This window comes from Vreelandella neptunia (genome assembly GCF_022489065.1).
GTDB lineage: Bacteria > Pseudomonadota > Gammaproteobacteria > Pseudomonadales > Halomonadaceae > Vreelandella > Vreelandella neptunia_A.
Genome location: NZ_JAKVTW010000002.1, coordinates 224,212 through 250,275 on the forward strand (window position 1 = coordinate 224,212; position 26,064 = coordinate 250,275).

At 56.8% G+C, this 26,064-nt stretch carries 24 protein-coding genes; 11 read left to right on the forward strand and 13 right to left on the reverse strand.

The window, feature by feature from the left end:
- Positions 1-3 precede the first annotated feature (3 nt).
- Positions 4-2,523, forward strand: a complete 2,520-nt coding sequence (mdoH, locus tag MLE19_RS05220) for a glucans biosynthesis glucosyltransferase MdoH (RefSeq protein WP_240717015.1) — start codon at positions 4-6, stop codon at positions 2,521-2,523.
- 86 nt (positions 2,524-2,609) lie between these two features.
- Here the strand turns inward: mdoH and MLE19_RS05225 are convergent, their stop codons facing one another.
- On the reverse strand, positions 2,610-3,557 hold the full coding sequence (locus MLE19_RS05225) for a helix-turn-helix domain-containing protein (RefSeq protein WP_240717016.1): 948 nt from the start codon (positions 3,555-3,557) through the stop codon (positions 2,610-2,612).
- A 196-nt stretch (positions 3,558-3,753) separates the two neighbouring features.
- On the opposite strand from MLE19_RS05225, the gene MLE19_RS05230 reads away from it, so the two are divergent.
- The 7 genes from MLE19_RS05230 to MLE19_RS05260 all read left to right on the forward strand — a co-directional run bounded on the left by MLE19_RS05230 (position 3,754) and on the right by MLE19_RS05260 (position 11,382).
- Positions 3,754-5,169: an ethanolamine ammonia-lyase subunit EutB gene (locus MLE19_RS05230; protein WP_240717017.1), complete on the forward strand. Its 1,416-nt coding sequence runs from the start codon at positions 3,754-3,756 to the stop codon at positions 5,167-5,169.
- Complete coding sequence (gene eutC / locus MLE19_RS05235; protein ID WP_240717018.1) at positions 5,159-6,004, forward strand: ethanolamine ammonia-lyase subunit EutC; 846 nt, start codon at positions 5,159-5,161, stop codon at positions 6,002-6,004. The genes MLE19_RS05230 and eutC overlap by 11 nt, the downstream gene beginning before the upstream one ends.
- Positions 6,005-6,133: 129 nt before the next feature.
- Positions 6,134-7,573, forward strand: coding sequence for an ethanolamine permease (gene eat, locus MLE19_RS05240; RefSeq protein WP_240717019.1), 1,440 nt, complete (start codon positions 6,134-6,136; stop codon positions 7,571-7,573).
- 118 nt (positions 7,574-7,691) lie between these two features.
- The gene (locus tag MLE19_RS05245; protein ID WP_240717020.1) at positions 7,692-8,186 is read left to right on the forward strand and encodes a CIA30 family protein; all 495 of its coding nucleotides are present in this window, start codon (positions 7,692-7,694) and stop codon (positions 8,184-8,186) included.
- An 81-nt stretch (positions 8,187-8,267) separates the two neighbouring features.
- Entirely contained in the window at positions 8,268-10,028 is a 1,761-nt protein-coding gene (aceK, locus tag MLE19_RS05250) for a bifunctional isocitrate dehydrogenase kinase/phosphatase (RefSeq protein ID WP_240717021.1), read from the forward strand.
- 43 nt (positions 10,029-10,071) lie between these two features.
- Positions 10,072-10,785: an SIR2 family NAD-dependent protein deacylase gene (locus MLE19_RS05255; protein ID WP_240717022.1), complete on the forward strand. Its 714-nt coding sequence runs from the start codon at positions 10,072-10,074 to the stop codon at positions 10,783-10,785.
- A 90-nt stretch (positions 10,786-10,875) separates the two neighbouring features.
- Positions 10,876-11,382 carry a lysozyme inhibitor LprI family protein gene (locus MLE19_RS05260; RefSeq protein ID WP_240717023.1) on the forward strand — a complete coding sequence of 169 codons (507 nt, stop codon included), beginning with the start codon at positions 10,876-10,878 and terminating at the stop codon, positions 11,380-11,382.
- Between the two features lie 120 nt (positions 11,383-11,502).
- On the opposite strand, the gene bioA is transcribed toward MLE19_RS05260, so the two are convergent.
- Genes bioA through bioB form a run of 6 tightly spaced genes read right to left on the reverse strand, consistent with a single transcriptional unit; the run spans position 11,503 to position 17,229 of the window.
- Positions 11,503-12,789 (reverse strand): adenosylmethionine--8-amino-7-oxononanoate transaminase, encoded by a 1,287-nt coding sequence (bioA, locus tag MLE19_RS05265; protein ID WP_240717024.1) that lies wholly within the window; start codon positions 12,787-12,789, stop codon positions 11,503-11,505.
- A complete protein-coding gene (gene bioD / locus MLE19_RS05270) occupies positions 12,786-13,475 on the reverse strand; it encodes a dethiobiotin synthase (protein ID WP_240717025.1) in 690 nt (229 codons plus the stop codon). The genes bioA and bioD overlap by 4 nt, the downstream gene beginning before the upstream one ends.
- Positions 13,472-14,254 (reverse strand): malonyl-ACP O-methyltransferase BioC, encoded by a 783-nt coding sequence (bioC, locus tag MLE19_RS05275; protein WP_240717026.1) that lies wholly within the window; start codon positions 14,252-14,254, stop codon positions 13,472-13,474. Before bioC ends, bioD begins: the two co-directional genes overlap by 4 nt.
- Positions 14,251-14,991: an alpha/beta fold hydrolase gene (locus MLE19_RS05280; protein ID WP_240717027.1), complete on the reverse strand. Its 741-nt coding sequence runs from the start codon at positions 14,989-14,991 to the stop codon at positions 14,251-14,253. Before MLE19_RS05280 ends, bioC begins: the two co-directional genes overlap by 4 nt.
- A complete protein-coding gene (gene bioF, locus MLE19_RS05285) occupies positions 14,973-16,142 on the reverse strand; it encodes an 8-amino-7-oxononanoate synthase (protein WP_240717028.1) in 1,170 nt (389 codons plus the stop codon). The genes MLE19_RS05280 and bioF overlap by 19 nt, the downstream gene beginning before the upstream one ends.
- Positions 16,135-17,229 carry a biotin synthase BioB gene (bioB, locus tag MLE19_RS05290; protein ID WP_240717029.1) on the reverse strand — a complete coding sequence of 365 codons (1,095 nt, stop codon included), beginning with the start codon at positions 17,227-17,229 and terminating at the stop codon, positions 16,135-16,137. Before bioB ends, bioF begins: the two co-directional genes overlap by 8 nt.
- 143 nt (positions 17,230-17,372) lie before the next feature.
- Here bioB and MLE19_RS05295 point away from each other — a divergent pair, with 143 nt between their 5' ends.
- The 3 genes from MLE19_RS05295 (at position 17,373) to MLE19_RS05305 (ending at position 19,084) form a co-directional block, all read left to right on the forward strand.
- Positions 17,373-17,678, forward strand: coding sequence for a nucleotidyltransferase domain-containing protein (locus tag MLE19_RS05295; RefSeq protein WP_240717030.1), 306 nt, complete (start codon positions 17,373-17,375; stop codon positions 17,676-17,678).
- A complete protein-coding gene (locus MLE19_RS05300) occupies positions 17,675-18,154 on the forward strand; it encodes a hypothetical protein (RefSeq protein WP_240717031.1) in 480 nt (159 codons plus the stop codon). Before MLE19_RS05295 ends, MLE19_RS05300 begins: the two co-directional genes overlap by 4 nt.
- Positions 18,155-18,310: 156 nt before the next feature.
- Positions 18,311-19,084, forward strand: coding sequence for a tRNA-uridine aminocarboxypropyltransferase (locus MLE19_RS05305; protein WP_240717032.1), 774 nt, complete (start codon positions 18,311-18,313; stop codon positions 19,082-19,084).
- Here MLE19_RS05305 and MLE19_RS05310 read toward each other — a convergent pair.
- The 6 genes from MLE19_RS05310 to fmt form a co-directional block, all read right to left on the reverse strand.
- The gene (locus MLE19_RS05310; RefSeq protein WP_240717033.1) at positions 19,070-20,344 is read right to left on the reverse strand and encodes a TraB/GumN family protein; all 1,275 of its coding nucleotides are present in this window, start codon (positions 20,342-20,344) and stop codon (positions 19,070-19,072) included. The two genes, MLE19_RS05305 and MLE19_RS05310, sit on opposite strands and share 15 nt — an antisense overlap.
- A 44-nt stretch (positions 20,345-20,388) precedes the next feature.
- Positions 20,389-21,837, reverse strand: a complete 1,449-nt coding sequence (locus tag MLE19_RS05315) for a TrkH family potassium uptake protein (RefSeq protein ID WP_240717034.1) — start codon at positions 21,835-21,837, stop codon at positions 20,389-20,391.
- A gap of 52 nt (positions 21,838-21,889) precedes the next feature.
- The gene (gene trkA / locus MLE19_RS05320) at positions 21,890-23,263 is read right to left on the reverse strand and encodes a Trk system potassium transporter TrkA (RefSeq protein ID WP_240717035.1); all 1,374 of its coding nucleotides are present in this window, start codon (positions 23,261-23,263) and stop codon (positions 21,890-21,892) included.
- Positions 23,264-23,437: 174 nt separating this feature from the next.
- Positions 23,438-23,644: a dodecin gene (locus MLE19_RS05325; RefSeq protein ID WP_240717036.1), complete on the reverse strand. Its 207-nt coding sequence runs from the start codon at positions 23,642-23,644 to the stop codon at positions 23,438-23,440.
- A gap of 49 nt (positions 23,645-23,693) precedes the next feature.
- Positions 23,694-25,031: a 16S rRNA (cytosine(967)-C(5))-methyltransferase RsmB gene (gene rsmB, locus MLE19_RS05330; protein WP_240717037.1), complete on the reverse strand. Its 1,338-nt coding sequence runs from the start codon at positions 25,029-25,031 to the stop codon at positions 23,694-23,696.
- Entirely contained in the window at positions 25,028-26,032 is a 1,005-nt protein-coding gene (gene fmt / locus MLE19_RS05335; protein ID WP_240717038.1) for a methionyl-tRNA formyltransferase, read from the reverse strand. Before fmt ends, rsmB begins: the two co-directional genes overlap by 4 nt.
- Positions 26,033-26,064 lie beyond the last annotated feature (32 nt).

Consider the following 26,064-nt stretch of genomic DNA (forward strand, 5'->3'; position numbering starts at 1 on the left):
ACAGTGTCTTCTTCGAAGGCAACGCCAACGGATATTTATTTAGAGCGTTTGGCGTTGGAGACCCAGGATCGAGAGGAGCGCTACAAGCTACTGGTCGGTGATCTGGATAAGCACGAAATGGCTTCACTGCACGCTGCGTTAGGTGGGCATAGTGAAAGTAATAACGAAGGCAATAGCGAAGATAACAGCGAAGGCAATAATGATCCGGCAGCATTGTCGGTAGGGCGGCGCTTGGCGCTTGCCTATGCAGAACCACCTCTCGCGCCGCCAGAAGCGCTCGCAACGGACGCATCGGGCATTACGCGGCTGCGCACTGCGCCAACGATGAAACGCTCCCCGCTGGCTCCCCAAAAGTGGTCGACCAATCCTTTCGTAAATATTGGTCGACGCTTCAAGCGCTGGGCTAACGGGGACTTTCGTCGCCGTAAAAGAGAGTCACCCTCAGCGTCTTGGAAGTGGGTCGCCTCCAGGCGTCGTTGGGTTTTGTTGGTGCTGATCTTCGGGCAAAGTATTATCGCCGCCAATCAGATGCGGACCGTGCTCCCCGGCCAAGGTTTGCAGTGGCTTGAAGTTACTATCCTGTCACTGTTTGTGCTGCTGTTCGCCTGGGTATCCGCCGGGTTTTGGACCGCGTTGATGGGTTTTTTCCAGCTATTGCGACGCCATGATCGATACGCCATCGATAGCGAGGTGGGCGACGAGCCGATTGATGATGAGGCACGCACAGCGTTGCTAGTGCCCATCTGTAACGAGGACGTTGCAAGGGTGTTTGCCGGAGTGCGTGCCACCCTGGAGTCTCTTCGTAGCACCGGTAATGATCGGCATTTTGACATCTTCATCCTCAGCGATACGTCCGACCCCGATATTGCCATTCAGGAAACCTATGCCTGGCTGGGGATGTGCCGAGACCTGGAGGCCTTTGGCCAGGTGTTCTATCGCCGTCGGCAGCGCCGTGTCAAACGTAAGAGCGGTAATCTTGACGATTTCTGCCGGCGCTGGGGAGCGCTCTATCGCTATATGCTGGTATTGGATGCCGATAGTGTCATGAGCGGCAAATGCCTTACCCGGCTGGTGCAAATGATGGAGGTGCACTCCAGGGTTGGCATTATTCAAACGGCGCCACGCGCTTCAGGACGCCTTAATTTGTACGCACGTATGCAGCAGTTTGCGACGCGGGTTTACGGGCCGCTGTTTACCGCTGGGCTACACTTTTGGCAATTAGGCGAGTCGCATTACTGGGGCCATAACGCGATCATTCGCTTAGCCCCATTTATGCAGCACTGCATACTCGCGCCGCTGCCCGGTAAAGGCTCAATGTCGGGCGAGATTTTATCCCATGACTTTGTTGAGGCAGCGCTGATGCGCCGCGCCGGTTGGGGGGTATGGATTGCCTACAAACTGGAAGGCAGCTATGAAGAGATGCCGCCTAACCTGCTCGATGAACTCAATCGCGACAGGCGCTGGTGCCACGGCAATTTGATGAACTTCCGGCTGTTTTTTTCACAAGGCATTCATCCCGTACATCGTGCCGTGTTTTTGACCGGATTAATGTCTTATCTTTCAGCACCGCTGTGGTGTCTTTTCTTGATCCTTTCTACCGCACTGTTAGCGGTGCATACCTTTACCACTCCCAACTACTTTCCCGAGCCGGGGATGATGTTCCCTGTTTGGCCGCAATGGAATCCAATGCTAGCGGTGGGGCTGTTTGGTGTAACGGCGCTGCTGCTGTTCTTGCCTAAGTTACTTAGCGTAGTGCTGGTGTGGATACAGGGTAGCCGTCAATTCGGGGGGCCGCTCAAGGTATTGGCAAGCATGGTGCTTGAATCGCTATTCTCAATGCTATTAGCGCCGGTAAGAATGCTATTCCACACTCGGTTTGTATTGACCTCCATGATGGGGTGGGCGGTTCAATGGCGCTCTCCCTCGCGGGAGAATAGCGATACAACGTGGGGTGATGCCATCAGCGCTCATTGGAGCCAAACGCTAATAGGGGCGGTATGGGCAGCGGGCGTTTACGTGATGGAACCGACGTTTCTTTGGTGGCTATCGCCGATTGTCGTTTCTTTAATGTTATCCATTCCGGTATCGGCCCTGTCGAGCCGTGTATCGCTAGGGCGACTCAGCTTTCAAAAGCGACTGTTCCGGATTCCCGAAGAAACTCAACCACCCCGTGTACTGCGACGCATGGTGAGCCTGCTTACCCGCATGAACACCGGAATGTCGGCGCCGTCTTTTGCCCAAGTGGCAGTCGACCCCGTGCCCAATGCGTTGGCTACTGCCTTAGGGTCATCACGACACATTGAGGTTGAGCCCATCCGCCAGCGTCGGGCCGAGCGGGTTTCTCGCGCCGTATTGATGGGGCCTGCGGGAATGAGTCGACTGGAGCGTTTGGATTTTCTAGATGACCCTGTGATGATGTCGCAACTGCACTATCACATATGGGGCGACAGCAAGGCGCACTACAGTTGGTTTGAGCAGGGTCTGCCTGGCCGTGAGTCCAAGCACCTACCTACGTTTAGCTAATCTTGCTTTGGCTTTAACGGCTATCGCATTTAATCAGGCCAGCTGAGAGGCTGGCTTGTATTTCCTCTTCGCTCTTATCTACATGCTTAAAACGCTGGCGTATTAAGCGTATGCGATGGGCACTCACCAAACTGCTGCTTATAGTCATGGGCAAATTGACCCAAATGCCAAAATCCCCAATAGGTGGCGATTTCCGTTACCGACTGCTCTGGGGATGCCGCACGCAGCGCCCGTCGAACACGATTTAGCCGCGTTAAGCGTAAAAACTGCAGCGGGCTAATACCTAAAATAGTCGTAAAGCTGTACTGCAGCGTGCGGCGGCTGACATGGGTTAGCTGGCAAAGCTCCTCCATGGTCACGGGGCCATCCAGATGCTCGTCCACATAGCGCTTAACGCGATCAACCACGCCCTTGCGATGGGCGTAGCTGGGGGGCAGTTCGGTGCTAGGCAGCTCGGCCTGGAGCAGTTCCAGTAACGCCATCAGTAAAATGTCTTGATGGATATGGCTGGCGATCGCCAGGGTTTGGCTGGCCAGTAAACGTTCGATAAGAAACGACACGGCACTCAGCGTTTCCTTGGCCGCAGGCCGACGTGGCCTCTCCTGCCAGCGTGTATCCAAGCTCACACCCTGGCGTTGAGCAGCCTCTGCTAATGCTGGCAACTGAATCACTAGCCCGTAGATATTGAAGGCTTCTGGGGTGACCAGTTCAAAGTCCTGCCCGCCCTGGCGGCACATCACATCACCCGCGCTAAGCGCTTGGCCATTGATACGCGTACCGTGGCGGGTGGTAGGAATCCCGATCCACAGCGAGTTTGGCCATACCCGGCAGTCCTGACGTAGCGCTTGCCCGGTGTACTCCTTAAACACCTGCATGGCTTCCAGTTCCACTTCATCAAGGCGTCCGTAGAAGCTTCCCGGGCTGAGCTGGTCGTACTCCTGCTGCCAGCGCGTCAGGTTTTGCGCATGCTCATCGGCATCAAATGCCTCTTGAATGCATCTTTTTGGTGCAAATGCGCTTTCGAGCATAGACATAGGGCACTCCTCAGGGCGATGTTCAGGCTCATAATTGCTCTTTTAACGCCTTCAATGACTGTATTTATAGTGATTAATGGGATTTTTCTGGGTTTGCCAAAACTCGATACTCCCTATCAAGTGATAGCGCTATGGTGTAAACAAGCAAGTTTTATACCTCAACACGCGTGTCGTGCCGTTAAAAAAGGAAAGCTCTATGGCCCAGACCTATCACACTACGGTGGGGAGCCGCAGCTACCGCTTCGCAAGCCTAGCCGAGCTGATGGCTAAAGCCACGCCACCCCGTTCCGGTGACCGTTTGGCGGGCGTGATGGCGGAGAGTGCCGAAGAGCGCGTGATCGCCCAGATGGTGTTGGCCGAGCTTCCGCTCACCACCTTCTTGAACGACGCCTTGATTCCCTATGAAGAGGATGAGATCACCCGGCTGATTATGGATGACCATGACGCCGCCGCCTTTGACCCTATAAGCCATCTGACCGTGGGCGATTTTCGGAACTGGCTGCTCTCTGATCACGCTTCTAGCGAGGTCTTAACGCAAGTGCGCGCAGGGATTACCCCTGAAATGGCCGCCGCTGTCAGCAAGCTAATGCGCAACCAGGATCTGATTCTGGTCGCCAAGAAATGCCAGGTCACCACCGCGTTTCGCAACACTATCGGCCTGCCGGGGCGGCTCTCTACCCGGTTGCAGCCTAATCACCCCACCGATGATGTCACCGGCATAGCCGCCAGTATCCTCGATGGTCTGCTCTACGGCAGCGGCGACGCGGTGATTGGTATCAATCCAGCAACTGATAACGTCGCCCAAAGCGTCAAGCTGATGCGCTTGATGGATGAGGTAATTCAGAAATATCAAATCCCCACCCAATCCTGCGTGCTTACCCATGTCACCAATACGCTGGAAGCGATTGAGCAGGGCGCTCCGGTCGATCTGGTCTTCCAATCCATTGGCGGCACTGAGGCAACTAACCGCAGTTTTGGCTTTGACTTAAGCACCCTCGCCGAAGCCGAAGCAGCCGCGCAGTCGCTCAACCGAGGCACAGTGGGGCGCAACGTGATGTATTTTGAAACTGGCCAAGGCAGTTCGCTCTCCGCCGATGCTCACCATGGGCTCGACCAGCAAACCTGCGAAGCCCGTGCCTACGCGGTGGCGCGCAAGTTTAATCCGCTGCTGGTAAACACCGTCGTGGGTTTTATTGGCCCCGAGTACTTATTCGACGGTAAAGAGATTACCCGCGCGGGCCTGGAAGACCATTTCTGCGGCAAGCTGTTGGGCGTGCCGATGGGCTGCGATGTGTGCTACACCAACCATGCTGAAGCTGATCAAAATGATATGGATAACCTGCTGACGCTGCTGGGCGTGGCGGGCTGCAACTTCATCATGGGCATCCCGGGCTCTGACGACATTATGCTCAATTACCAGACGACCTCTTTTCACGACGCACTTTACGCGCGGCGAGTGCTGGGACTGAAAGCAGCCCCCGAATTTGAACGCTGGCTCGAGGAGATGCAGATTTTCCAGGATATCAGCACCCATCGGCTTAACGACCAACTTCCCGCCGCTTTTGCCAACAGCCTGCGCCACCTGCCCAAGGAGCCGCGTCATGGTGCATGACCCATCATCCCCTATCGTCGTAGAGAATCCCTGGGAGCGCTTGAATGCGTTTACCGACGCGCGCATTGGCTTAGGGCGCGCGGGTGTCAGCCTACCCACCAGTAAACTGCTGGCGTTTCAACTGGCCCACGCCCAGGCTCAGGATGCCGTTCACTGCCCGTTGGAGGTGGAAACGCTGGCTAAGGAGTTAACCGAAGCGCTGAATTTGTCTGAGGCACCGCTTCGCCTGCACAGCCATGCCCAGGATCGCGCTATGTATCTGCAGCGGCCGGATTATGGCCGTCGCCTAAACGATGAAGCCCGCGAGCACCTGCAGCAAGCTGCGGCCTCTCAGCAACGCTATGACCTCGCCGTGGTCGTGGTCGACGGTCTGTCCGCCTTGGCCGTGCAGCAGAACAGCGCGCCGTTTCTCAGCGCGCTTTATCAATTGCTTGAGAAAGATGCCGCTGATTGGCGGTTAGCGCCGCTCACCATTGTGGAGCAAGGGCGAGTGGCCATAGGTGATGAGATCGGGGCGCTGCTCAATGCTGACGCCGTGCTTGTGATGATCGGCGAGCGGCCGGGCCTCAGTTCTCCGGATAGCCTGGGGCTTTATATGACTTGGGCACCGGAGTCAGGGCTTAAGGATGATCGGCGCAACTGTATCTCCAACGTGCGCCCGGCAGGTCTGAAGGTGGAGGAGGCCGCCAGACGCTTCTTTCTGCTGTTAAAAGAGGCATGCCAGCTCAAGGTGTCCGGCATTAAATTGAAAGACCGCAGTGAAGACGATGTGCTGGAAGGTCAATCAGCATCAGGAGCGTCAGGCTCGACGCGTAATTTTCTGGTTGCTGATTAACCGGGGCTCACTTCGAAAGAACGACACCTCAATAACAAGACATACACAACAATATGGAACGTATAGAGCAGCACCTAGCACAGCACGCCGCTGACGACGATTTCGTTCCACACTGACAAGGGCAAAACGATGACACAATCTTCGATTGATCAGGCGTATTTGGCAAAACGCCAACTGCGTAAAGGCACCGCTGGGTGGATACTGCTGGCGGGGCTTGGGGTTTCCTACGTAATTTCCGGTGACTTCGCCGGGTGGAACTTTGGCATTGCCGAAGCGGGTTGGGGCGGCTTTGCGATTGCCGCCTGCTTAATGGCGCTGATGTATCTGGCGCTAGTGCTGTCGCTGGCGGAAATGTCGGCGGCAATTCCTGCAGCGGGCGGTGGCTACAGCTTTGCCCGCCAGGCCATGGGGCCTGCCGGTGGTTACTTAACTGGGCTGGCGGTATTGATCGAGTACGCCTTAGCCCCAGCGGCGATTGTGATTTTTATTGGCGCTGCGGTGGAATCCCTACTGGGCATTAATGGCCCGCTGGTATATCTGATTTTCTACGCTGTGTTTATTGGTATTCACCTAACGGGCGTGGGGGAAGCCCTCAAAGTCATGATGGTGATTAGCGGCTTGGCAGTGTTCGCTATTTTGGCGACGGCCGTCGCGTTGATTGGCAGTTTTGATGCCGCTAATTTATTTGATATTGCACCCACCGATGCGGCAGGCGCGAGCACCTTTATGCCGTTTGGCTGGTACGGCGTTTGGGCAGCGCTGCCGTTTGGCATGTGGCTGTTCCTGGCGGTGGAAGGTGTGCCGTTGGCCGCCGAAGAAGCCAAAGATCCAGCACGGGATATGCCCAAAGGCATTATCGCGGCGATGCTATTTCTGCTGTTCACCGCCCTGTTGGTCGTAGTATTGCTGGCCGGTGCAGCGGGGGCTGAAATGATCGGTCAAAGCGGCGTACCATTGGTAGATGCGCTGAATGCGGCGGGCAATCCAACTCTGGCGACATTAGTAAACGTGCTGGGCTTGGCGGGGCTAATCGCTTCCTTCTTCTCGATTATTTATGGCTACAGTCGGTTGGTGTTCGCGCTTTCACGAGCGGGCTATTTGCCTAAGCGTTTATCACTGACCAGCGGACGTAAAGTGCCTTATTTAGCGCTGATTGTGCCGGGCATCTTTGGCTTTCTAGTCTCGCTCAGCGGTGAGGGCGACCTGATGTTGGGGATGGCCGTGGTCGGCGCCACTATCTCCTATGCGCTGATGGCGCTAAGCCACATTATGCTGCGAGTAAAACAACCTGATCTTCCGCGCCCCTATAAAACCCCTGGCGGCGTGGTGACGTCAGGCATTGCGCTAGTGCTGTCACTGGTTGCGCTAACGGGGGTGTACGCCTTCGATCCCCGCGCGTTCAACTACACCCTCGTGCTGTTTATTGCCGGTGCGGCCTACTTCTTCCTCTACAGTAAAAATAATCTGGTGGCGAAAACGGCAGAAGAGGAGTTCGCATTAGTGGTCGCCTCACCTGAAGAACTAGACGATAACGACGTAGCCCCGGCAGCGGCAACAACGAAGCTGTAATTTGCCGTCTTAATCACCTAGGCTTAACGAAGTTATATCTATGGAGCCTCTGCGCCTCACGGCACAGAGGCTCCTGTTTTTAAGCTAATATTTTTTCAGTTGATAGAAAGGAGTAAGCATGGCGCTGACTTTTGATAACCCTAACGAACAGCAGCGCTGGTACGCCGTTGATGATGGTGTCATGGGCGGTGTTTCCCAGAGCACATTTAGCGTCGCCGACAGTGAAGGCCGCTTTCATGGCGAAGTGTCGCTGGAGAACGGCGGGGGCTTTGCCTCCGTTCGCCGCGAGCCCAACGGTTTTGAACCAACGCTGGCGGATGCCCTGGGCATCGCGCTGACCGTGCGGGGTGACGGACGTACCTATCAACTGCGGCTGAAAAGCACCTCCCTGGGCAATGCTTCAGCGTACCGAGTCAAATTTACCCCCGCGCAGGATGAGTGGGAGACGCTGCATTTCCCTTGGCCCGCCTTTGAAGCGGTGCGTCGTGGCACTCTACTGAGCGATGCCCCCGCAGTAACGCCAAGTGAGATTCACCAGATCGGTTTTTTAATCGCTGACCGAACCGCAGGGCCGTTCTGTTTGCAGATCAAACGAATTGAACCCATGGGATAATTAGCGGGGGCGCCACCAAGGTCGTCTCGCATGTAGTTTCCCGTTAGGTAACGCTGGTGAAAACCATCAGGAGTTCGGCCCGTGAAACACTCACCTGCTTATCGTTTAGCGACCACGATTCTGCACGGCTTCGATGAGTACCGCGCGCGCTTTAAAGAGATCACCTTTGACGCGAACCGTCGCTTTCGAGATGCCGCATGGCGAGAAGCCCAGCAGGCCTCGGCGGAGCGGATAAATCTCTATAAGGAAAAAATCGACGTTACCCTGAGTCGCTTAAAGCGCACTTTTGATCCTGAGGTTGTGTCTCACTGTGAATGCTGGCGTGAAGCGCGTAACCACTATGCTGAGTTAATTAGCCACCGGCTTGATTACGAGTTAGCAGAAACGTTCTTTAACTCGCTGTTCTGCGCCATTTTTCACCACCGCCATATCCGCAACGACTGGATGTTTGTGTATAGCTCTCGGGAGGATGCCGCCCACCGTTCGGGGATTGAGCTGTGCCGCAGGCACAAGGTCAATGGCGATTGGCAGGCCGCGCTCAAGTGGGCGCTGATGGATGCGCCGTTGGAGAATCGCTTTGCGGAGATAGGTCAGGACACTCACCTCGGCGCCAGCTTCCTACAGCAGCAATTACCCGCGGCGATGTTGGATGCCGGTGACACTGAAATCGAGCTACTCAATAGCGTCTTCTATCGCAATAAAGGCGCCTACTTGGTCGGGCGAATCCTGGGCGGTGGTGAGCAGGTACCGTTAGTGCTGCCGGTGCTCCACGGTGAAGGTTTTGGTGAACAGTCAGGAGGCGATCCCAGCCTGCACCTGGATACGGTGCTGATTGAAACGGATGAAGTCTCGATTATTTTTTCGTTTACCCGCGCCTATTTTCAGGTCGATGTGGCGGTCCCCAGGGAGTTTGTTGATTACCTGCAACAGTTAATGCCACATAAGCCGGAAGGCGAGCTCTACGCTGCCATCGGCTTCTTCAAGCATGGTAAAACCGAGTTTTTCCGGGCCTTGAACCGTCAGGTGGCCAAGCGCGAAGATCAGTTTATTATCGCCCCAGGCGTGCGCGGCATGGTGATGGCGGTGTTTGTCCTGCCCAGTTTTCGCACCGTGTTTAAGATCATTAAAGATAAGTTCGATCCCGCCAAAGACGTTACCCACGCCGTGGTGCGTGAAAAGTATCGGCTGGTTAAGCGTCACGACCGGGTAGGGCGCATGGCCGATACTCAAGAGTTTTCAAACTTTATTGTTCGTCAGGATCACTTCGCCCCCGAGTGTTTGGAGCATCTGGTGGAGGTGGCCCCTTCGACGGTGGTGCTGAGAGACGACAAAGTCATCATTAAGCATTGCTATACCGAGCGCATGATGACACCGCTAAATATCTACCTGGAGCAGTGCAGCGACCAAGAGAAGGAGATGGTGCTCAAGGATTACGGCAACGCCATCAAGCAGATGGCAGCGGCGAATATTTTCCCTGGCGATATGCTGCTGAAAAACTTTGGCGTGACGCGCCATGGCCGGGTGATCTTCTACGACTACGATGAGGTTTGCTACCTCACCGAGTGTCGTTTCCGGCATATCCCTAAATCCCACGGCAATGACTTCCAGGGGGGCGATACGCTATCCATCGGGCCAAACGATATCTTTCCTGAGGAGTTCGGGCCCTTTATGTTTGCCAATAAAGCGCTGCGCGATATGTTCATACACCAGCACCCAGAGCTCTTCGACCCGGATTACTGGCTGGAGCTGCAGCAGGCGATCATCGATGGTCGCGTCATTGACGTTTACCCTTACCGCAATAAACAGCGTTTTGCGGGTAGTATTGGCCAATTGGTATATTAGGGTTCTATTTGGCGTGCAATGAAACATCGATAACGAGGTCATCATGGCAGCAAGCCCGCATTTGGTGGTATTTACCGGCTCGGGGATTAGCGCCGAGAGCGGGATTAAAACGTTTCGTGCCAGCGACGGCCTTTGGGAGAACCATCCGGTTGAGGATGTGGCGACCCCCCAGGCGTGGCAGCGCAATCCGCAGCAGGTGTTGGATTTCTATAATCAGCGCCGCGAGCAGATCCGTCGTGCCAAGCCCAACGCCGCCCATAAAGCGCTGGCTGCTTTGGAACAAGGTGGTTTTAGCGTCAGTATCATTACCCAGAATATCGATGACCTGCACGAGCGAGCAGGCTCCCGACACGTGCTGCATCTGCACGGTGAGATTTTAAAAGCACGCTCTTCCATTGATGAGCGTATGCGCTACCCGCTGCACAAAGGGGGGATTGAGTTGGGTCATGTCTGCGATAAAGGCAGCCAGCTGCGTCCCGATGTGGTCTGGTTTGGCGAGTCGGTGCCGCTGTTTGCCGAGGCCTGTGAACTCGTCAGTCAGGCTGACTTTCTGCTGGTCGTCGGCACATCGCTGGCAGTCATGCCCGCCGCTTCGCTTCTTTCGTACATTGACTACGATACCCCCTGCGCCCTGGTCGACCCAGAGGCGGATAGCCTCAGCCCGCCGGGAGTGCTGGCGATTAACACCACCGCTGGAGAAGGCGTTCCAGCGTTGGTCAATCGCTGGAAGCAGCAGGGTAATTTGCTGTTGTCTTAAAAATTCGAGCCTGGATCGGCACAGCCTTCTGCGGTGGCGCTTCAATCACGGTGGCGCCGCCGAGCATGTAAACATAAAGGGAAAAAACAAGTGAAGAGCGCAATCTGTAGCATTGTTATCGTGATGGCTTGGGTGGGCGGTGTTGCCGCTCAGGATGTGAGTTATTCGGACGAGGCAACGCAGTCCTGCCTTGCTGACGCATCGGATGACGCGCGGCTGGCCTGCGTCGGTGAATCCGCGAATGCCTGCATGGCCGACACAGAGGGCGGTTCCACGACGGTCGTTATGGGTGGTTGTCTAGATCGGGAACGGCAGTTTTGGGACGATCGGTTAAACACCGCTTACAGCGACCTGATGGCGATGTACACCTCAGCTGACGCTGAGGCAGAGGCTGAGAGTTGGAACTCACCGGCACAGGCGCCGGCGCTGAAGGCAATGCAACGGGCCTGGATCGGCTACCGCGATGCCCGCTGCGATTTCGAGCGGGCGAAATGGGGTGGCGGCACCGGCGGGAGCCCTGCAACCGCGCAATGTCTGATGCGGGTCACGGCAGAGCAGACACTGGTGCTGATCGACGGTCGGGACGGATTGCAGTGACACCCGCCGCGAACGAGGCCCGCCGTGTGTGCTGGCAATCAATACCACTGGCGGATGAAGACGTTCCAGTGCTAGTGAATCGTTGGAAGCAGCAGGGTAATTTGCTGCTTTCCTGAGCCATTACGACTCAAGAAACCATGCTTTCATCACGCTGGTAATCTGAGTGATTTCCGCTTCCGAGGTGATGTAGGCGGGCATGGTATAGAGCCAGCGGCCAATGGGGCGCAGCCACACGCTGCGCTCGCGGGCGAAGTCTCCTACGCCTTTTAGCGCTTCAGTGGAGTGCGCTTCAATCACGGCGGTGGCGCCAAGGACTCGAACGTCAGCCACGGGCGGATGTGCATTCAGCGCCTGATCTTCAAGTAGCTCATGCTGTAACTGCTGGCTGAGCTTGGCAATTTTGCCCAGGTAATTCTCTTCCTCGAAGACGCGCAGGCTTTCCAGCGCCACGCGGCAGGCCAGCGGGTTGCCCATAAAGGTAGGCCCGTGCATAAAGGCGTGCTGGGGGCTGTCGCCGATAAAGGCGTCGTGGACGCGATCCGTGGCGAGCGTAGCCGCGTGACCCAAATAGCCGCCGGTCAAGCCTTTGGAGAGCACCATAATATCCGGCGTGACGCCTGCGTGGTCAGCGGCAAACAGCTTACCGGTGCGGCCAAAGCCGGTAGCGACTTCATCGAAAATCAGTAGAACCCCAAACTCATCGCACAATGCTCTGGCGCCAGTAACATAGTCCGGCGAGGTCATATTGAGCCCGCCGGCGGCTTGTAAAAGCGGCTCCATCAGCAGCGCAGCGATCTCATCATGGTGGCGTTCAAGTACGCTACGTAGAGCGCTAAGGTCGTGCTCAACCTGTTCCGCGCTAGCATCAAAAGGAGCCGTAGGTGCCGGGGCGAAGTGATGCTGGGGCAGCAGGCTGGCGAACAGGCTGTGCATGCCTTCTTCCGGGTCGCATACCGCCATGCAGCCGGTGGTATCACCGTGGTAGGCCTTCATCAACGAGAGCATCTTTCGCTTGCCGGGGTGGCCGGTAAGTACCTGGTACTGAAGCGCCATTTTCATCGCCACTTCCATACCCACCGAGCCGCTGTCCGAATAGAACACATGATCCAGCCCGTTCGGGGTAATGCGCACCAGCTCACGAGCTAATTGATCGGCGGGCTCATGCGTCAAGCCGCCAAGCATCACATGGCACAGCTCGCCAGCCTGTTCGCGAATGGCCGCCACCAGGCGCGGGTGGCCATAGCCGTGGATCATGCACCACCAGGAGCAGGTGGCATCCAGCAGGCGCTCGCCGCTCTCAAGCACAAAGTGAGCGCCGTCACCGCCAACCACTTTGGGCGCGGGCGTCTGGGTTTTTAAGTGGGCATAGGGGTGCCAAACATGTCGGTGCCAAACCGGCGTAGTCATAACGGCTCCAGGGAGAGATAGGGGGCGGCATTCGCGGCGTCGGGGGCATCAAGATGGGGGATAATGCCTAAACAGGGGGCCGCGAGTTTGGCGTTTAGATGGGCAATATTGGCCTCAAAACGATCAGCGTCGGCGGCAAAGGCGGGATCTACCACGCTGCCCGCCCATCCTGCTAATACCAAGCCATCGGCGCGAATGGCTTCTGCTGTTAAGCGAGCATGATTCAAGCAGCCCAGCTTTAGGCCAACCACCAGAATCATCGGCAGCTCAAGCGCTATCGCCAGGTCGGCGAAATCTTCCTGCGCGTTTAACGGCACCCGCCAGCCACCGGCGCCTTCAATCAGGGTGATATCTCTGGGTGTTTGGCTAAGCGTTTCGCGCAATAAGCTAACCATAGCGCTAACCTCAAGCGGCTGGCCCGCTTCTAGCGCGGCAAGATGGGGCGCAATGGCGGGGGGAAAGGCGATGGGATTCACCGTGGCGTAGTCGACCGGCGGCACGCTTTGATGCTGAAGGGCGAGGGCATCGCTATTTTGCAGGCCTTCAGGCGTCGCTTGGCTGCCCGAGGCGATAGGTTTTAAGCCCAGCGTGCTCAACTGCTGTTGGCGGGCGGCATATAGCAAACCACTGGTCACCAGGGTTTTACCCGCATCGGTATCGGTGCCAGTCACAAACCAAACGTTCATAGCGATTTTTCCAATTGCAGCGTTAAACAGTGGTAGCTCACGGGTAGGCCTTCCGGCTGGCGGAGTTGTTCAAAGCGCGATTGTGCGGCGACGATGTCATTTCGGCTAAGGCTGGCCTGTGGCCGGGCAATCTGGGCGCCAACACCTTTGATAGACGCCATCACCGCCTTCAAGTCAGGGTAATAGAAGCGTTCAACGGTGGCCGCCTGGCGGGCAATGGTTAAGCCGCTTTTACCGATGGCCCTCTCGACGCTGGCGCGATCAGGCGTTTGCAGCAGCGCCTCGGGGCGCTGCCAGGCATAGGCAATCTCCTCCAGAGTGCCGGGCAGCAGTGTGGTGATATGCGCCTGCCCACCGAGCGTGAGCACCCGATAAAGCTGATGCATCACTGCGCCAAGATCACGGCACCACTGCACCGCCAAGTTGGAAAACACCAGATCAAAGTCATGGGCACCAAACGGCATCGCTGCCGCGTCGCCCTGCTGCCAGTGGATACTTTCACCATAGCGCTGGCGGGCCTGTGCCAGCATGCCGGGAGCTAAATCTACCCCGGACACCTGAGTGCGGGGGTAACGTTCAGCCAACCGCTGAGTCCAGTAACCGGTGCCGCAACCTAGATCGAGTACTTTATAAGCGCTGTTGGGTAGCGAATCCCATAGCCGTTGACCTATTTGGCGCTGTGCGCTGGCGAGCGCATCGTAACTTGGGGCGGCCCGAGAGAATGCGTGAGCAACCCGCGCCTGCCAGTTAGCCTCGCTGTTCAGCGTTGGAACGTTCATAAAACCGCCATATCGGCGTTAGCCATCTGGGTGGAATGGTGGTTAATCGCAGCGGCGAGAGCCTGGGGCTGGGAGAGCATAGGACAGTGGCCAACACCGCTTAAGCGTTCGCTGGCGCTGCGCTGGACAGGGCTGATTAATGGATCGTGTTCGCCGGTGAGCCGTACCACCGGGCAAGGGGCAGCCGCTAAGCGTGAGCGATTATCAATCGACGCCAGCCATTGCAGGCCGGTAGCCAAGGTGATGCTGTCGGCGGGCGGGGTTTCGCCCAATAAATCACGCAATTGCCGGTAAGCCTGCCGGGGACTGGGCTCCCCTTGCGCCTGCCAGCGCAAAAAATGTTGCCAGGTTGCGGTGGGGTCGCGCTGAAAGGCGCGCTGAAAAGCCTTTAGCTCGGCGGTGGTAACGCCATCATCGGCGCAGAAAGTGGCGCCAGCGCCTAATAATATAAGCCCCTTCGGGGCCGGGAGGTAGTCGAGTAGGGCGGTCGCCAGTAGGCCGCCCAGGGACCAGCCTACCCACACTGTATCGTGGGATAATGACGTGGCCATCGACTCCGCTAACTGCGCCATGGTCGCATTAGCGGGTAGCGCGGGGGTACCGCCATCACCTTCACTATAACCCGGCCAATCGATAGGCTGAACTTCAGTCTCACGCGGCCAGTAGGCTTCAAGTGACTGCCAAATGCGACGGTCAATGCCCCAGCCTGAGAGCAGCACTAGGCGTGGGTAAGGCATAGAGACTCCTCACGCTGACACGTTGTTAGCGCTGCTAATAACTGATCGATATGGTCACGGGTATGACCTGCGCTTAGCGTAATACGCAAGCGTGCTTCACCACTGGGTACCGTAGGTGGGCGAATCGCTCCTACGTGTATGCCCCGCTGTTGCAGTTGCGCTGCCCAGCTTAGGGTGCGTATTTCATCACCCAAAATCAGTGGCTGAATAGGGGTGGCCGAATCGTTGAGCGGGAGCCCCAAGAGAAGCGCTTCGCGGCGAAAGTAAGCAATATTGGCGTTGAGCTGGACGCGGTGTCCAGGTTCACCCTGAACGATCTCCAGCGCTTTCAGGGTGGCGGCGGCAATCGCCGGGGGTTGGGCGGTGGTGTAGATATAGCTGCGTGAAAACTGAATCAAGTGCTCGATTAGCTCGGCATCCCCGGCCACAAAAGCCCCGGCGGTACCTAATGCTTTGCCCAGGGTGCCGACCAAAATCGGCACCTCTGTGCTGTTCCAGGTGCTGCCCACGCAGCCGCTGCCATTGTCGCCTAACACGCCCACGCCGTGGGCGTCATCGATCATTAGCCACGCATGGTGGCGGTGAGCACTGGCGACGAGACTGGCAATGTCAGCGACATCGCCATCCATGCTAAAAACGCCATCGCTGACCACGAGCTTGTGGGCGCACTCACTGCGTGCCAGCAGGCTTTCCAGGTCAATGGCGTCGCGGTGATGAAAACGCCTTGAGCGGGCACCGCTTAATACGGCGCCATCAATTAGCGACGCGTGGTTGAGGCGGTCTTGGAAAATAGCGGTATGGCGATCTGCCAACGCTTGAAGCACGCCGAGATTGGCCATATAGCCGGTAGAAAACAGCAGCGCACGTTCACGGCCTGTCCAGCGCGCTAACGCTTCTTCCAGGGCGTCGTGAATCTCCAGATGACCGCTGACCAAATGCGAAGCGCCTGCACCCGCACCAAAGCGGCGCGCGCCTTCCGCCTGGGCCTCAAAAACGCGAGGGTCTTGGGTGAGGCCCAGGTAGTCGTTACCGGCAAAGTCGAGAGCCGAACTGGATGAGTCGCTTGCCACCACTTGGCGGGATCGCCAGCGTTGCGCCTGCTGGCGATCAGCGCGGGCGTCGGCCAGTCGCTGTCGCCATGCTTCAGACACTTGCGTCTACCGCCAGCTCGGCGACGCGTTCGGCGTGCACCTGCTGCTGTGCCTGTTGGGCAAGGCGTGCGGCTTGGGTATCTTCGCTTTCGCAGGTTTCGATCTTTTCAGGGTGCAGGCCCAGCTTGGCAAACAGCGCACGGTCGCGATCCACTTGAGGGTTGCCGGTGGTCAGCAGCTTGTCGCCGTAGAAAATCGAGTTGGCGCCTGCTAAAAACGCCAGCGCCTGGGTCGATTCGTTCATTTGCTCGCGGCCAGCGGAGAGCCGCACGTGGCTTTGTGGCATCATGATGCGAGCGACCGCAATAGCGCGGATAAACTCGATGGGGTCTAAATCTTCGACATTTTCCAGCGGTGTGCCGGGCACTTTCACCAGCATATTGATGGGTACGGACTCAGGGTGCGGTGAGAGCTTGGCCAGCTGTTGCAGCAGCGCGCTACGATCCTGGGCCTTTTCGCCCATGCCAAGAATGCCACCAGAGCAGACCTTCATACCCGCATCACGCACGTTAGAGAGGGTTTCCAGCCGGTCGGAATAGGTGCGGGTGGTGATGATTTCGCCGTAGAACTCCGGTGAGGTGTCCAGGTTGTGGTTGTAGTAATCGAGCCCCGCCGTGGCCAGTCGGCTAGCCTGTTCGCCGTCGACCATTCCCAGGGTCATGCAGGTCTCCAGGCCCACCGCTTTTACCTGACGCACCATCTCTTCGACCAGCAGTAAATCCTTATCCCGCGGGCTGCGCCAGGCGGCACCCATACAAAAACGGCTGGCACCGGCTTCTTTAGCAGCCTTGGCTTGTTCGACCACCTTTTCAATTTCCAGCAGCTTCTCTTTCTCCAGCTGGGTATTGTAGTGGCCCGACTGGGGACAGTACTTGCAGTCTTCCGGGCAGGCGCCGGTCTTGATCGACAGCAGGGTAGAGACCTGCACCGCGTTAGCATCAAAGTGGGCACGGTGAACCTGCTGGGCTTGAAACATCAGGTCATTGAACGGCAGCGCGAAAAGCGCGTTAATCTCGTCTAGCGTCCAGTCGTGGCGTTGTTCATGAAGGAAATGTTCATGAAGAAGCTGTTCGTGATGCACGGTCATGGTGTAAACCTTTTTACCTTTAATAGTTGACGAGACTTTAGCGGCGTTGCGCTTTGGGTGTCAACGTTGGATATTTTTTAGGTTTACGGTGGTGGCGAGGAAATATGCTAGCCTTTGCATAACCCCACCCGAGGTGAGCTACTATGCGTTTGAGCGACTATCAGCGCCAAATGATCGTTCAGTCAGTAAAAAGCTGTTTCGGCCCCAAGGCGCGGGTGAAACTATTTGGCTCGCGTACGGATGACCGCCGTCGAGGCGGTGATATCGATCTATTGATTACCACGGACATACAGGATGTTAATGATATCGTCCGGGCCGAAATGCGTTGTCAGGTGCAACTTCAGCAGGCGCTGGGCGAACAAAAAATCGATATGTTGATCGACTACCCCAATAGAGGTCATTACCCAGCCATTTTCCGCATAGCCGAACAATCAGGTATTGCGTTATGACTCAAGATATTTCGCAACAGCGTTTACTTGATGCTTGGCGCGAGTGTCAGCGTCATAGGCATTTCATTGACTATGCGTTGTCGTCTTTGCAAACGTTGCTACCCATTACCGGCGAGCGCTTTGCGCGACTAAGTGATGCAGAGATCCAAAGTCTGGATCAATTCGTGCTTCGGTTTGGCAAATTGCAGGATGCTATTGGCGCGCGACTGCTCCCTTCTGTGCTGCTGTATTTACAGGAGCCTTATGAGGATCGCCCCATGCTGGATAAGCTTCACCGCCTGGAAAAGCTGGGTTACATCGAAGACAGTGAGCAATGGCAAGCGCTTAGAATGTTGCGCAATCGCTTCGCCCATGAATATCCAGATGACCCCGATAAAAATGCGGCGATCCTGATGTTGGCGATTGAGTCAGTAGCCAATTTGAGTTCTATTCTGGAGCGCATTGACCAAAAGCTTGCGCTTTCTTCTATCGCGTAATCATTTCCTTATAGCCCTGTTCTTATGGCTCTGCTCTTATGACAAAGTGCCTAGCTGATCAGCGCTACCCTGCTTTATACTCTGCGCCCTTTTCCATTCTCGTTAGTTCTTGTTTTAACTTTTTCACTCTTGGCTTTTTCACCCTCTGGAGCGCGGATGTCTGTTTTTGAAAGCTCTGTTGATAAAAGCGCTGTGAATGATCGCTCTGTTGTTGGTTCTGGAAACAGTCCCGCCAGTGAACAGCCGCGTCCGCCGCGGCGCGAGTTCAAGGCGCGGGGCAGTTTTGTCACTCGCTGCGATAACTGCCAGCTACCCGTACTGAACTGCCTGTGCCCCTATCAGGTGAAGGCAGAAAGTCATGCTCAGGTCTGGCTAATAACGCACCCGATAGAGCACTTCAAGCCGACGAATACCGGACGCTTGATTCGCGATGTGATCACGTCGACCCAGGTGTTTACCTGGTACCGCACGGCGCCGGATGCCCGGTTAGCTGCGTTGCTAAAAGACCCACGTTACGCGCCCTTTGTGATTTTTCCGGACGATCAGCCCGACTACGTGGATCGGGTGGTTGGCATAGACGCGGTGCATGCGGCGAAAGCGCAGGCGCGCATTCCGGTATTTATTATTCTGGATGGCACTTGGCGTCAGGCGCGGCGCATGTTTCGCAAGAGTGCTTACCTGGATGGTTTGCCGGTACTACCGCTGCGCACCGAACGGGAGACGCGCTATCGGCTGCGCAAACCGGCGTCTAAAGCGCATTTATGTACCGCAGAAGTGGCCATCGAGTTGCTGCGTCAGGGTGGCGATACGGTCGCGGCAGATGTGCTGGATGATTACTTTGACGTGTTTAACGATAGCTACGCGGCGAGCCGATTGCATCACAAAATCGACCCGCCGACAGCTGCAATGCGACGTCTAGCCGCCAAATAGTGCGCCGGCGATTCTGAACCCGGCTACCCAGGTGCCGATGGCAGAACCTACGGTGGCAAGGATAAATACCAGCAGGGTGCGCGATACGCGGTTTTGCCACCAGCCTTTGAGCTGCGTGACATCGTGGCGAAGCGATGAAAAATCGCGCACTTTGGGTTTGCGCATATAGAGCTCAACCCCAGCGGCCACAAAGCCCGCGCCGATAGTGGGGTTCAGCGAGGTCAGAGGAGCGGCAAAGAAGGTGGCAATCACAGTGATGGGATGCGCCAGGGCGATAATCGTCGCACCGCCAGAGAGAATGCCGTTAATCAAGAACCACTCCAGCACCAACTGCCAGCCCAGGCCAGTATTGCGCGAGAAGCCAATCGCAAAGCCGGTGAGCACTAAGGCGGTAATCAGCCAAGGCAACGCTTTCCAAATTTTGGACGGCGGCGGGGTGGCTTCCAGCGACTCTCTCTCAACCTTGGGGTTGGCAGGTAGCGGGGCTTCCAAATGTTCGCCGGTGCCTTTTAGGTGGCCTGCGCCGATAACCACTAGTACGTGCTGATAGCGCCCTGGCGGCGCCTCTTCGGCCAAGCGAAGCGCCATGTAGCGGTCGCGTTCGCGAATCAGCGGGGTGTAGAGCGCTTCTGATTCGGCGGCGAACTCGCTGAAGGTCGCTTCCAGCATATCGCCTTCTTTGAGTTTTTCGATATCCTCTTTGGAAACGTCCTGACGCGAGAGTACGCTGCCAATCAGGCCCGAGAAGAGCGAAAAGCGCTGCCACCAAGGCACGTTGCGGTAAATGCGTTTCAGCGTTACGCCTACATCTCGGTCGACCAGGAGCAGTGGCAGCTGGAGACGGCTGGCTTCTTCGACTGCAGCGCGCATTTCGGCCCCAGGTTGAATACCTGACTGGTCGGCAATCCGCTGCTGAAAGGCACCGAGCGCTAAGCTCGCCGCGACCATGCCCGCTTTGCCTTCCCTGAATACTTGGAACAGATCCTGTTCGCCCATGGCGTCGGGGTTAGACATGCTGTGGTGGCGGGCATCGCAAAGCTCAATAGCGACGGCATCAAAGGCGCCACTAGCCAATAGCGCACGGACATCGTCGGCGCTCTCTGCCGACACATGGGCCGTACCCAGCAGCGTGTAGCGGGTTTCGCCAATGGTGAAGGTTTTTAACGGCCCGCTAGTGGCCGGAAGCGAAGTCGGCGTTGCTGTCAGTGGCCCGCTCTCTTCCTCAGAAGCTTCTTGGTGTGACGTATCATCTTGGTTCATTAACAGCTCTCAAATCGATCAATAAAGGGTCCGGCGTGAAGTGCTTAGCGCCGCCAGAAGGCGGGGGTAAATAGCACCAGTACCGTAAAAATTTCCAGGCGACCTAGCAGCATGGCCATCACCAGTATCCATTTTGCCAGGCTAGGTATTTCGCCATAGTTGGTGCTGGCTTCGCCCAGAGCGGGCCCGAGGTTGTTAAGCGCTGAGCCTACCGTCGACCAAGCGGTTACCTGGTCAACACCAGTGGCCATCACCCCCACTAGCATTATTAAGAACAGCAGTACATAAACCGAAAAGAACCCCCACACTGCTTGGGCGATGCTGTCGGGAACGCTGACCTTGCCGACTTTGACCGCAATCACTGCGTTAGGGTGAATCAAACGCATGATTTCCCGCATGCCCTGCTTAATGATCAAAATAATCCGAATCACTTTGATACCACCACCGGTAGAACCGGAGCAGCCGCCGACAAAAGCAGCCACAAACAGCAAAAAAGGTAGGGCACCCGGCCACATGGAGAAATCAGCGACACTGTAGCCGGCGGTAGTGGCGACGGAAACGACTTGAAAAACCCCGTGCCGTAAGCCGCGCAACGTGTCATAGGTGTCCGTCAGCCAGAGTGAAAGCACGGTGATCACGGCCAGCGCGAGCAGAAACAGCATTAGAAAGCGTGCTTCTGGATCGTGGAAATAGTGCATTAAGCTTTTTTCACGCCAAGCAATGAAGTGCAGGCTAAAGCTGAACGCAGAAATCAGCATAAAAGCGATACAGATCATTTCAATCGTGGCGCTATCAAAATAGCCAATACTGGCGTCATAGGTAGAAAAACCGCCGTTGGCGACGGTTGAAAAACTGTGGCTTAACGCATCGAACCAGCTCATGCCTGCCAGCATATAGGCGATCATACAGGCCACGGTGAGCGTGGCGTAGATGTACCACAGCGCTTTGGCGGTTTCGGTGATGCGTGGCGTTAGCTTTGAATCTTTTAGCGGCCCGGGGATTTCGGTGCGATAAAGCGCCATGCCGCCAACGCCCAAGGTGGGCAATATGGCGACCGCCAAAACCACGATCCCCATCCCGCCCAACCACTGAAGTTGCTGGCGATAATAGAGAATCGATTCGGGTAAAAAATCGATGCCGGTAATCACGGTGGCGCCGGTGGTGGTCAAGCCGGAGAACGACTCAAATACCGCATCGGTAATATTTAACGAGCTTTCCCCAAATAGCATCAGCGGCAGTGAACCGAAGAGCGCCAGCACCGTCCAGAACATCGCGGCAATAATAAAACCATCGCGGATGCGCAGCTCTTTTTGCGAGTGGCGATTGGGTAGATAAAGCAGTAGTCCGGTCGCCACTGAAATGGCCATGCCGCTTATAAATGCACTCCATACACCGTCGCGAAACCACAGTGACATCAGCGTTGGGGGGAGCATGGTCAAGCTGAATAGCATCAGCAGCAGCCCCAAAATGCGCAAAATAACCCGCAGACTCATGGTTGTCGCATGCTCCTGTTATTAGCTGCCATTGGCAGTCGCTCGGGGGTTATCAAAAGAACGTTAAACCGACTTGGAACAGGCGCTCCACATCGCGAATGCGGCGTTTGTCGATCACAAACAGAATCACATGGTCGCCGCTCTCAACTTTCACATCGCCGTGAGCGATGATGACCTCTTTACCGCGCACAATCGCACCGATGGTGGTGCCTTCGGGAAGGTCGATTTCGCGAATAGTGCGGCCCACCACTTTGGACGACTGCTTATCGCCGTGGGCGATGGCTTCAATCGCTTCAGCGGCGCCTCGGCGCAGTGAGTGAACGTTGACAATATCGCCACGACGCACGTGGGTGAGCAGGCTGCCGATAGTTGCCTGCTGAGGTGAAATCGCAATATCGATGTCGCCGCCCTGGACTAAATCCACGTAGGCGGCGTTGTTAATCAGTGTCAGCACCTTCTTGGCGCCTAAACGCTTGGCGAGCAGCGACGACATGATATTGACCTCGTCGTCGTTGGTGAGCGCGCAGAAGATATCGCACTCTTCGATGTTCTCCTCTTCCAGCAGCCGCTTGCTGGTGGCGCTGCCATGGAGCACCACGGTGCGATCCAACCGTTCAGAGAGCGTGGTGCAGCGCTCCAGGTTGTGCTCGATGATCTTGACCTGGTGGCTATGCTCCAGATGTTCTGCCAGCCGCTCACCGATATTGCCGCCCCCGGCAATGACGACCCGGCGAAAGTCACGCTCGACCCGACGTAATTCGCTCATGACCGCGCGAATGTCGCGACGGGCGGCGAGGAAGAAGACCTCGTCGTCGGCTTCGATCACCGTATCGCCGCGGGGAATGATCGGACGGCTGCGACGGTAAATCGCCGCCACCCGGGTATCCACGTTGGGCATATGGCGACGTAGAAAGGCCAAATCCTGGCCCACCAGCGGGCCGCCGTAGAACGCTTTCACCGCCACTAGCTGTACCAAACCACCGGCAAACTCCAATACCTGTAGCGCACCGGGGTGCTCAATCAGACGGCGCACATGGTCGGTAACCACCTGCTCGGGGCTGATCAGTACATCAATGGGAATGGCTTCGTGGGCGAACAACCCTTTGCGGGTGAGATACGCCGTGGCGCGCACCCGGGCAATTTTGGTCGGGGTACGAAACAGCGTATGGGCGACCTGACAGGCGATCATGTTGATCTCATCGCTGTTGGTGACGGCTATCAACATATCGGCGTCTTCGCAGCCTGCCTGGCGCAGCACAATAGGGTAGGATCCCGCCCCGGTAACGGTGCGGATATCGAGTTTGGTGTGTAGATCGCGCAGTTTTTTGGCGTCAGTATCAACGACAGTGATGTCGTTCTCCTCGCGGGCGAGGTGTTCTGCCAAGGTGCCGCCGACCTGGCCGGCGCCGAGAATGATGATTTTCATTGCTAAGCATCGGTTCCATTAAAAGCGCCAGCGCGATGTAGTAAGACCAGGAGGTGGTCTTAGCACTCATTCCTGACATTCAAGACATAAGCTTTCATCCAGGAACGTCTATCATGCGCTGCAATAAAGACGGCGGCCAGTGTAAACCAGCCGCCGCCGAAAAGCAGGTGAGGATTACTCTAGCGTAAAGCCCACTTTAACGGTGACCTGCCAGTGAGCAACTTGACCATCTTCAATGTGGCCACGGGTATCGACCACTTCTAGCCAGCGCATGTGCTGAATCGTTTCCGACGCTTTGGCCAAGGCGTTCTGAACGGCTTCTTCAATACCCTTTTCTGAAGATCCGGTCAGTTCTACATGCTTGTAGGTGTGATGACTCATAATGTCTCCTTCCTTGTCATAAATTCACTGCCTCGGCATCAGTTAGCGCCTAGGCAGACCGCTTCTCTAGTCTGGCATAAAAAAAGCCATCGTGACTGCTCTGGGCTGGAAACAATTGACGACCCGCGCCGCTGACAATGCCCCAGGCAACGTCGTTAGGCGTGGTGACATGCGCATCCGGCGTGCGGGCGAGAAACGCCTCAATCTGCTCACTGTTCTCTTCTGGCAGCACCGAGCAGGTGGCGTAGAGCAGTGTGCCGCCTTCGCGCAGCATCGGCCAAAGATTGTCTAACAGCTGGCGTTGAAGCTTGGCCAATGGGCGAATATCGTCTTTGCGGCGCAGCTTTTTGATATCGGGATGGCGGCGGATGACACCGGTACCCGAGCAAGGGGCGTCGAGCAAAATGGCATCAAAGGGTGTGCCGCTCCACCAGTCGCGTTCGGTGGCATCAGCGTGTTCGAGCACTGCTTCAACGCCTAGGCGACTGAGCGTATCTTCCACCCGCGCCAAGCGCTGGTTATCGCTATCAATAGCGGTAAGATTGATATCAAACTGCTCGAGCAGGTGAGCCGTTTTGCCGCCGGGGGCGCAGCAGGCATCCAAAACGTGCGCACCTGGCCGTGGCGCGAGCACCGGGCCTAGCAACACCGCTGAGAGCTGTGCGGCCTCGTCCTGAACGCTAATGTGGCCTTCTTCAAAGCCAGGTAGCGACATCACATCGCAGGGTGTTTCCAGCGTGATGGCGTCTGGAGCATGGGGGCACAGGTGGCCGCTTAACCCCTGTTCGGTCAGTAGCGATAGATAGGCTTCACGATCATTGTGGTGCTGATTCACCCTCAACGTCATCGGGCCTGCGTGGTTGTTGGCTTCAATAATATCGCGCCACTGCTCTGGCCACGCCTGACGTAGCGCGTTAAGTAGCCAAGGAGGATGCTCTAGCGCCACGCTCTCATCCCGATCTACCTGAGCTTGCAGCGCCTCTGACTCGCGCTGTAAGCGACGCAGGCAGCCATTGAGCACGCGGGTGGCCCACTCTTTGTTCAATAAGCGCGCAGCGCCCGCGGTTTCGCCTACCGCTGCATGAGCAGGGATGCGCATATACAGCAACTGATAAATCCCCACCAGCAGCAGCGCCTGAACATCGCTGTCGCGCTTTTTGAACGGTTGCTTAAGCAGGGCGGCGGCTAACGCTTCCAGGCGCGGTAAGCGACGGCAGGTGCCGAAGCAGAGCTCTTTTAGCAGTCCACGGTCGCGGGCGACCACGCTGTGCTCATCCAACCCCGCCAAAGAGCCTTGATCGCTGAGTACCGGGGCTAGCGCACGAGCCGCAGCAGCGCGAACTTCCTGACCACTGCCACCGCTTTGAGGGGAGCGCTTTTGGCTCATGGTGTTTCTCCTTCGCTGGCCTGAGCCGCTGGTTTGCCAATGTAGGTGCCAAGACGGGTACCGGTGGCAAGGCGTGCGTGGCGCGCATTAAGTAGCTCTCGCACGGCCATGGCTTTACCGCCGGGCAGCTGCGCGCTGGTGATACACAATACTTCACGTCCGTCGGTGCCGCAGGCAATGCGCAGGTGATCATCGCCATGCTCAAGTAGCGTGCCTGGGGCGCTTGGTGGCTGCTCGCCGTCTTCTACGTTGGCCATTAGCAAACGTAGGCGATCATCGCCCAGCGCGCACCAAGCCACCGGCCAGGGATTGAAGGCGCGAATCTTGCTAGCGAGTTGCTGCGCCGGCTGGTGGAAGTCGAGCTCTGCTTCCGCTTTGCTGAGTTTGGCGGCATAGGTCACGCCTTCGTCGGGCTGAGGCGTGGCATGAGCGGAGCCGGTGGCCAATGCATCCAGCGTAGTGATCAGCGCATTGGCGCCCTGAATGGCGAGACGGTCGTGCAACTCGCCGCCGGTAGTGCGTGGCGTAATCGGTGTGCGCACTTCTGAAAGCATTGCGCCGGTATCCAAACCCGCATCCATCTGCATGATGGTCACCCCCGATACACTATCGCCCGCTTCAATCGCCCGTTGAATGGGGGCAGCGCCGCGCCAGCGGGGCAGTAGCGAGGCGTGGACGTTAACGCAGCCTAAGAGCGGTATGTCCAACACGGCCTGGGGAAGCAGCAGCCCATAGGCAACCACCACCATAATATCGGCATTCAGCGCGGCTAACTCAGACTGTGCCGCGGGCTCTTTTAGCGTCTGGGGCTGATAAACGGGCAGGCCGTGCTCTAGCGCCAGCTGTTTGACCGGACTGGGCGTGAGTTTACGGCCACGACCAGCAGGGCGGTCGGGTTGGGTATACACCGCCACCACCTCGTGCTGGCTCTCAAGCAACGCGGCTAGACTTGAAGCGGCAAATTCAGGCGTGCCAGCAAAAACAACGCGCAATCGTGACATAAGTTGAGAGCTACCTAGCGTATCTGACGTGT

What these genes read in the sequence shown, in the direction of transcription:
- MLE19_RS05300 (WP_240717031.1), top strand. Translation starts at nt 17,675, where the DNA reads ATGACTCAAGATATTTCGCAACAGCGTTTACTTGATGCTTGGCGCGAG.
- bioB (WP_240717029.1), bottom strand. Translation starts at nt 17,229, where the DNA reads ATGACCGTGCATCACGAACAGCTTCTTCATGAACATTTCCTTCATGAA.
- MLE19_RS05305 (WP_240717032.1), top strand. Translation starts at nt 18,311, where the DNA reads ATGTCTGTTTTTGAAAGCTCTGTTGATAAAAGCGCTGTGAATGATCGC.
- eutC (WP_240717018.1), top strand. Translation starts at nt 5,159, where the DNA reads ATGGTGCATGACCCATCATCCCCTATCGTCGTAGAGAATCCCTGGGAG.
- MLE19_RS05245 (WP_240717020.1), top strand. Translation starts at nt 7,692, where the DNA reads ATGGCGCTGACTTTTGATAACCCTAACGAACAGCAGCGCTGGTACGCC.
- fmt (WP_240717038.1), bottom strand. Translation starts at nt 26,032, where the DNA reads ATGTCACGATTGCGCGTTGTTTTTGCTGGCACGCCTGAATTTGCCGCT.
- MLE19_RS05230 (WP_240717017.1), top strand. Translation starts at nt 3,754, where the DNA reads ATGGCCCAGACCTATCACACTACGGTGGGGAGCCGCAGCTACCGCTTC.
- bioD (WP_240717025.1), bottom strand. Translation starts at nt 13,475, where the DNA reads ATGAACGTTTGGTTTGTGACTGGCACCGATACCGATGCGGGTAAAACC.
- MLE19_RS05315 (WP_240717034.1), bottom strand. Translation starts at nt 21,837, where the DNA reads ATGAGTCTGCGGGTTATTTTGCGCATTTTGGGGCTGCTGCTGATGCTA.
- MLE19_RS05225 (WP_240717016.1), bottom strand. Translation starts at nt 3,557, where the DNA reads ATGTCTATGCTCGAAAGCGCATTTGCACCAAAAAGATGCATTCAAGAG.
- rsmB (WP_240717037.1), bottom strand. Translation starts at nt 25,031, where the DNA reads ATGAGCCAAAAGCGCTCCCCTCAAAGCGGTGGCAGTGGTCAGGAAGTT.
- MLE19_RS05295 (WP_240717030.1), top strand. Translation starts at nt 17,373, where the DNA reads ATGCGTTTGAGCGACTATCAGCGCCAAATGATCGTTCAGTCAGTAAAA.
- MLE19_RS05310 (WP_240717033.1), bottom strand. Translation starts at nt 20,344, where the DNA reads ATGAACCAAGATGATACGTCACACCAAGAAGCTTCTGAGGAAGAGAGC.
- MLE19_RS05280 (WP_240717027.1), bottom strand. Translation starts at nt 14,991, where the DNA reads ATGCCTTACCCACGCCTAGTGCTGCTCTCAGGCTGGGGCATTGACCGT.
- eat (WP_240717019.1), top strand. Translation starts at nt 6,134, where the DNA reads ATGACACAATCTTCGATTGATCAGGCGTATTTGGCAAAACGCCAACTG.
- bioC (WP_240717026.1), bottom strand. Translation starts at nt 14,254, where the DNA reads ATGAACGTTCCAACGCTGAACAGCGAGGCTAACTGGCAGGCGCGGGTT.
- MLE19_RS05325 (WP_240717036.1), bottom strand. Translation starts at nt 23,644, where the DNA reads ATGAGTCATCACACCTACAAGCATGTAGAACTGACCGGATCTTCAGAA.
- trkA (WP_240717035.1), bottom strand. Translation starts at nt 23,263, where the DNA reads ATGAAAATCATCATTCTCGGCGCCGGCCAGGTCGGCGGCACCTTGGCA.
- bioA (WP_240717024.1), bottom strand. Translation starts at nt 12,789, where the DNA reads ATGACTACGCCGGTTTGGCACCGACATGTTTGGCACCCCTATGCCCAC.
- MLE19_RS05255 (WP_240717022.1), top strand. Translation starts at nt 10,072, where the DNA reads ATGGCAGCAAGCCCGCATTTGGTGGTATTTACCGGCTCGGGGATTAGC.